4 protein-coding genes are annotated in these 5,114 nt (G+C 64.7%); 1 reads left to right on the top strand and 3 read right to left on the bottom strand.

Annotation, left to right across the window (positions count from 1 at the left end):
* Window positions 1–230: 230 nt before the first annotated feature.
* On the bottom strand, window positions 231–851 hold the full coding sequence (locus OM960_RS25155; protein ID WP_264773910.1) for an acyl-homoserine-lactone synthase: 621 nt from the start codon (window positions 849–851) through the stop codon (window positions 231–233).
* 131 nt (window positions 852–982) lie between these two features.
* Window positions 983–1,954, bottom strand: coding sequence for a helix-turn-helix transcriptional regulator (locus OM960_RS25150; RefSeq protein WP_264773909.1), 972 nt, complete (start codon window positions 1,952–1,954; stop codon window positions 983–985).
* Window positions 1,955–2,032: 78 nt separating this feature from the next.
* On the opposite strand from OM960_RS25150, the gene OM960_RS25145 reads away from it, so the two are divergent.
* Window positions 2,033–4,279, top strand: a complete 2,247-nt coding sequence (locus OM960_RS25145; protein WP_264773908.1) for a PcfJ domain-containing protein — start codon at window positions 2,033–2,035, stop codon at window positions 4,277–4,279.
* A gap of 11 nt (window positions 4,280–4,290) precedes the next feature.
* Here OM960_RS25145 and OM960_RS25140 read toward each other — a convergent pair whose 3' ends face one another.
* The gene (locus OM960_RS25140; protein WP_264773907.1) at window positions 4,291–4,983 is read right to left on the bottom strand and encodes a hypothetical protein; all 693 of its coding nucleotides are present in this window, start codon (window positions 4,981–4,983) and stop codon (window positions 4,291–4,293) included.
* Window positions 4,984–5,114 lie beyond the last annotated feature (131 nt).

Here is a 5,114-nt window from a genome sequence, read left to right as displayed (position 1 = left end):
TGGAGGATTGGGCTCAAGCCCCCTGCGAAGCGTCAACTCGACTCGCTCCGGAGCGGCTCGATGCCGCCGCGGAGCGACCGGAAATCCCCGTCTCTTCAGGGCGGGGAAGATGTTAAGCTTCGTCGCGGCCGGTTTCACCCGGGGCTCACACCCCGGCGCATTGATGAGGCAAGTTCATCCGAACGCATGAAGGCCGCCATCCCTGGCGGCCTCTTGCGGAGTCCCGCGGATCAGGCCAGGACGCGCGCCTTTTCCTCGAGGGCCACCTCGAGCCGGGCGACCGACTCCGCGCTGACCTCGAAGAGGCCAGAAGTCGTGCGCAGGCCCTTGTCGTAGGTCACGACCGGCCCGAGCCGCTCGAAGGTGCATCCCGCGCGTTTCAGGATCCGCTCGACATAGACGTCGTAGACCGAGACGATGTTGATCATGCCGGCCTCGAAGGCGGTCCTGAACATTCCCGCGAGAAGCATCCTCGTGACCCGGTTCACGCTATCCGTGCCAAAGTCGCGCGCCACCTCGGTGTCGACACAGAACCGGGAGCTTTCCCAGATCTGCGGATGCCGGATGACCCCCTGGGGTCCCAGGACCTCGGGGAACACTTCGGACATCATGTAGGGCCCGGTCGTCGGCAGGAGTCGCAGCGAGGCGGCAAGCCGGCCGGCCCCGTCCGACACGAGGACATAGAGCGGATCCAGATCGTCGAAAGCGTCGATTTCGCGCCCGTCCTGCACCGTGACACGCCAGCCGCGGCGATCATGGAAGGACCGTGCCCGCAATTGGTGCATCTGATCGATCAGGCCCTTGTATTCAGGTTGTGACCGTTCGTATCCGTTAACGATATGCAGCATCATCTTCACTCTGTTTAACTCGCGAAGTGAAGATTATGCGAAAATCGGTTTATGGAAATCTGACCGATAGGCCATATTGATGGCCTGTTTGGCGGAGTGGCGGATGGCTGGCCCGATCCGGTCGTGGCGCCGGATCAGCGCACGTCGAACAACCCTTCGGTGACACACCTTGCCACGGCATGCGTCGTGTTCGCGACCCTGAGCTTTGCACAGGCATTCGCGAGATACAGCTTCACCGCGCTCTCCGAAATCCCCAAAATGACGGATGTCTCCCATCGGGTCTTCCCGTTTCCTGCCCACTGCAGGACCTCGACTTCCCGGGGGGACAGGGCGGGCCTTTCGGTGGCGCCGGGAACCATGCCCACGCGCATCGCGCGGTCATGAAACAGGAACGAGAGATATGTCAGTTCGCTGATGAAGGCACGCTTGTAGCTCAACCAGTCCCTCTCGCTGATCTCGATGTTGACCGAGAACAACCCGCATCCCCGATTGGCGTCACGGATCGGGATCGTGATCCCGTTCGGATGAACGCCGAGATCGCCCGCCTCGCCGAAGAACTGCCGGACCGCGGCGGAGTTGCGCGGAAGCAAGGACCAGTCGAGCGGCAGGAGGCTGCGCATGCCATGCGACACCACCGGATCGATCATGTGGTAGTCCTTTTCCCGGTAGCGGCCCTGCCAGGCTTCAGGGTAGCTCGTCAGGATGATATTCTCGTCGTATCGCGCATTGGGCCTTGGGTTGGCAAAGTAGGTGAAGTGGCCGAAGCCGAATTCCGCTCCGAGAACCCCCATCACGTCCTGAAGGTCTCGGGAAGGGTCAGGATCGATGATTTCAAGAAAGCGCGATGCGATCAGATTGGGGTGCATGTCAGGTGTCCTGCTCGATGGGCCCGCGGTCGGGGGCAGATAGTTCGTTTTTCCGTAATGCGATTTCCTAATACGGCATCTCGTTCCGTCCGGCAAGGAGCGCCTCGCGCTTGCGGCCGGCGCCTCGCCAGGCCCGATCGAGGTCGGCCATGGCCCGTTCCATGCCCTTCCGGTTTTCCAGGCATGATCGCGCCGACCGCTCCCGTGCATCTGTAGAGGCATGGCGCAGGCAAAGATCAACCTGAAGCTATTTCCGTTTTTCGCTTTTCGCCGGTTTGCGCCAGTCTCGCCGGATCAGGTTCCGAACGAGGCGGGCTCATGGCGATCGACGACAGAAGAGCGGCGGACCTTCGCGCCAGGTACGGGTTTCTCGACACGCTGCGCGCGCGTTACGCGCCCGGGATCGATCCGGAGCGCATCCTGGCTGCGCAATCCGCCTACGACCAGCTGCTGCGCCGCTCCTCGACCTTCCTCACCGGCCCCGAAGCGGAGGAACGCTTCGGTATCCGGAAGGGCGTCCTGACATTCTCGACGCCCTATGCGACAGGCGGCGCCCGCGCCTGCTACGTCACGATCATCCTCAAGGATGGCTCCGTGTTCAGGAGCGGGCGCGCCGCCGCGCCGGATCCCGCCCTCGGTACCCATGGAGGCAGGACCACATCCTTCTCCGCGTCGCTTCTCGAGGATCTCTTCGGCCCGGAAATGCATTACCGGCTCGACGGGGTCTCATTCGAGTCCAGGGATCCCTGGCTCGATTTTTCGGAGACCGTGGTAAGGTTCCGGTGTGCCGAGGCGGCAAACCAGGCGCAGATGGCCGGCAGCCGCGCCCTCGAGCTTCTGGGCAAGCATCTCGATCTCGAAGCGCTGGCCGACAAGCAGGCGTTGAAACGGTTCCGGATGGCGCTGTCCCATGTCGTATTCTCCGGCATGAGCGGGCGCGTCAAGTTCCGGACCGGCCTCCTGCGCAAGCATCTCGACCCGGACATCCTCAAGGTCATGGACCGCAACTACCTGCCGACGCTTCAGGATTACGCCGTCCTGAGCGCCAGCCGGGCCGAGGTGTTATCGGCATCCGCGCCTACCGCGGACAGGATCCGCAATATCGACTCGCTCGCCCCCTGGATCTCCTGGGATGCGTCCCGGACCAGGAAGGAACGCAGCCTCCGCCGGGTCCAGGCCTGCAACGCCTACCCGCTCCTCTCGCGGCGGTTCGTCCGGGAAGAGTTGCCCGACGAGTTTGCGACGCTTGGCCAGGACACCGGAGGGGAAACGGCCTTCCTGCCGCTCATCGACGCCGGCGCGCCGCTCGCGCCGGCGATCGCGGCGAGCACCGGAGCCGGAAAGGCGGCCGTCCGGGCGCTGCAGGGCCTGACCTGGCAGCGCTCCGGACAGTCGATCCATCAACCGTATCTTTTCAAGGGAAGCAGGCGCGGGCCGCGCAGCCTCGCGCTCCTGGACCTCCTCCCGCCGGACTTCTTTCCGAAAGACCGCAACGAGTGGCGCGCCGCCCAAAAATGCTTTGACGCACTCAACACCTTCACCCCGATCGACGACGCCCTGCGCCGGAGATTCCTCGAGATCCGCGGCCGCTGGCGCGACTATGCCGCCATCATGGACGACATCGCTACGGCCCGGGACCTGACCCACGACTACACGCAGCGGGTTTTCAATCCGGCCCTGGAGCGGGTCCGGAGCGCGCGCCCCGAATGCCGGCACTTTCCCATCCAGATGAAGAAGCACGCGACCCTCGGGCCCTTCGACCCCTCGACCACACCCCTGAAGGTCATCGCCCGCCTCAGCCGGCTCTGGCACCAGGAGAGGGATACGCGCGAGCAGGCCGTTCTCGAGCGCTACCCGGAGCTGGCGCTGAAAGCGGCCGGATGGCAGCCCTTCATCGGCGAGATGAGGCCCGATGGCCCGATCCGGATCCGCGAACTGACCAGCCGCAGCCAGCTTGTCTCGCAGGGGCGGCGCGAGATGCATTGTGTCGGAGGCTACGCCGGAGAGGTCATGTCCGGGCGAACCATGATCTTCTCCATCGAAAACGAGGCCGGCAAGATCCTGTCGACGCTGTCACTGGTGCTTGAGGACGACAAGTGGCGGATCGATCAGAACTACGCGAAGGGGAACACGACTCCTGACGCGGCCTGCGTCTGCGCTGCGCGATCGGTCGCGCGGGCGGCGAACCGGGCCTGGGACGATGACGGTCTCCGGCAGAGCTACCTCGATGCCCTGACGGCGGCGGCCAGGGCCGACCGGGATGTCGAGCGGATCCTGTCGCGGGGTGCGAAGGATGACGACCCCGCCTTCCGCGCCGAGATGTTCGAGAGGTTCTACAGCCGCTACCAGGCCAAGGGCTGCGGACACGCCAGCCTTGACGTGCTCGGGCGGAAGATCTCGGACCTCATGGACATGGAGATGGACGCCGAGAAGCTTCGCCCGGCGCGGATCATGGAAACCGAACGGCTGGGCTACGAGTCGGCGCGACCTGGCGACGGGCTGCCGCAGACCGTCGCCGGCGAACCGGAGGACAGTCTCGACATGGACCTTGCAGCTCCGTTCTGACGCGGCGCCGATCAGCAGGGGGCCGGAACGGCCTCTTCCGGCCGCGGCGCCTGGAGCCGCCGAACCATGTCGGAAACCGCCTCGACGATCTCCATCTGCCGCGCATAAAGGCCCTGCGACATCGTCTCGTCAACGAAGGGTCCCCACCAGGGGCAGCTGACGAGGACCGCACCGGCCTCGTCGGAGAAGAGGAACTCGCCATCGGCGGCGACGTCGATCTCGCTGATCCGGCCGATCTGCTCGACGCAAGCCTCGGACTGTTCCGCCACCCGGACGAAATCGAAATCCTCGGACGCGATTTCCCCGGCGCCGAAATCCTCAAAGAGCGTTCCGGCAGCCTGATCCTTGGCCGAGACGATCCAGAGGTCGTCCTCGACGCGGAGAATGAGCCCGTAGACATGCTTGAGCGGCACCGCCCGGGCGCAATGCTGAAGCCCGGCGAGCCCGCCTTCGGTATCCTCGAGCGTGACGAAGGGGTCGAAACCCATGCCGGCCTGTCCCGACCACGGATAGGCGGCGCAGGTGCCGTCCGGCATCTTCGCCTGTTCGGTCACATGGATCTTCGCGAGCGTCCGCACCTCCGCCTCGCCCTCGGCGCGGAACTGGAGGCGATGGTCGACGGAGGATCCGCCAAGAACGAATTTTCGGATGATATCCTGCGCGCGGCTTCCGATTTCCCTGTCCGCTACGATTTCCGGCTTCATGCTTCGTCTCTCCAATTAACATCTTCCCCGCCCTGAAGAGACGGGGATTTCCGGTCGCTCCGCGGCGGCATCGAGCCGCTCCGGAGCGAGTCGAGTTGACGCTTCGCAGGGGGCTTGAGCCCAATCCTCCA

Source organism: Defluviimonas salinarum, from assembly GCF_026013545.1.
GTDB lineage: Bacteria > Pseudomonadota > Alphaproteobacteria > Rhodobacterales > Rhodobacteraceae > Albidovulum > Albidovulum salinarum.
This window is presented reverse-complemented; position numbering and strand designations above follow the sequence as displayed.

Coding starts and splice junctions, on each gene's coding strand:
- OM960_RS25155 (WP_264773910.1), bottom strand. CDS start 851: ATGATGCTGCATATCGTTAACGGATACGAACGGTCACAACCTGAATAC.
- OM960_RS25145 (WP_264773908.1), top strand. CDS start 2,033: ATGGCGATCGACGACAGAAGAGCGGCGGACCTTCGCGCCAGGTACGGG.
- OM960_RS25140 (WP_264773907.1), bottom strand. CDS start 4,983: ATGAAGCCGGAAATCGTAGCGGACAGGGAAATCGGAAGCCGCGCGCAG.